Raw genomic sequence first — 1,159 nt, 5'->3', positions numbered from 1 at the left:
GAGGGTGGCCTATGTGCGGGTGTCGGCTGCGGATCAGAATGAGGCGCGTCAGCTCGAGGCGGTGGGGGAGTGTGATCGGGTCTATGTCGAAAAGCAGTCTGCGCGCTCGCGCGCCGATCGCGAGAAGCTCGCCGAGTGCATCGGGTACCTGCGCGACGGTGACGAGCTCGTCGTCGCGTCAATGGACAGACTCGCTCGTTCCCTGGTTGATCTCAAGCAGATCGTTGGTGAGGTCACTGCCAAGGGCGCGAGTGTGGAGTTTGTCCATGAACGGGCTACCTACGCCGCCGGCGCCCAGGATCCTCGAGCGGATCTGATGCTTTCGCTGCTCGGGGCGTTCGCCGAGTTCGAGCGGGCCATCATTCGTGAACGTCAGGCTGAGGGCATTGCCATCGCTAAGGCGAAGGGCAAGTACAAGGGTCGTAAGCGAGTCCTGACCGCCGAGCAGGTCGACAAAGCCCGGGCCCGCATCGAGGCAGGGGAGGGGCCATCAGTGATCGCCCGCAATCTCGGAGTTGGCCGATCCACGCTCTACCGCGCACTACAGCGCGTTGAAGCGGGCGGGCGTGGACGCACCAGCCACTGACCCCCGCCCTGAAGATGGTGGGTATCGCTAGCCACAGCAGCTCGACCGTCGAGATTCGGCACTCGGGAGGGACCGCGGTTCTTGCTGACCTTGCGCAGTTTCTCCAGGCACGAGTCAGTGCAGCCGGAAGCCGGACGGGCCACCTATCCGACGCTGTCCCGGTGTGCCGGTGCTGTGGAACTGGCCGTGGTCTTGTGGTCACGCGGAGCAGTGCCCGGGGCAAGGATCGCTAGCAAGACTGCGGCTGCGGCGGTGAGGATTGCCAACGTAAGTGTGGCCTGACTGCTGCCGTTGACAAATGCCTCTTTGGCGTAGTCGACCAATGGTTGCGCCATTGGTCCGGCTTGTGCGGCGATCTCTAGGTGTACCGACCACGGAGGTTGTGTCTCCGGTCGGCATGGCGAGGTGAAATGAGGAAGACCTCCGTGTGAGGTGTGGAAGCGACCAAGCACCCACATCCACAACGGAGGTCTTCGTGTCCCACGCTAACGCGACATTGACGCCCACGGGAAGACTGCGCCTGGCCCGGTGTGTCGTCGAGAACGGCTGGACCCCGGCCCGGGCTGCCGAGCG

Annotated in this window: 1 protein-coding gene and 1 pseudogene; both read left to right on the top strand. The window is 64.2% G+C overall.

All coding sequences use genetic code 11. The features are described 5' to 3' along the window. The coding region (locus CEY15_RS17780) for a recombinase family protein (protein ID WP_095719504.1) at positions 1–586 on the top strand (586 nt) is incomplete at its 5' end. A gap of 475 nt (positions 587–1,061) precedes the next feature. After that, positions 1,062–1,159: pseudogene (locus tag CEY15_RS17770) on the top strand (IS481 family transposase); the annotation flags it as partial.

Source organism: Dietzia natronolimnaea, assembly GCF_002289575.1.
Classification (GTDB): Bacteria; Actinomycetota; Actinomycetes; order Mycobacteriales; family Mycobacteriaceae; genus Dietzia; species Dietzia natronolimnaea_A.
Note: the sequence above shows the minus strand (reverse complement) of the source record. Positions and strands in the feature narration are given on the sequence as shown.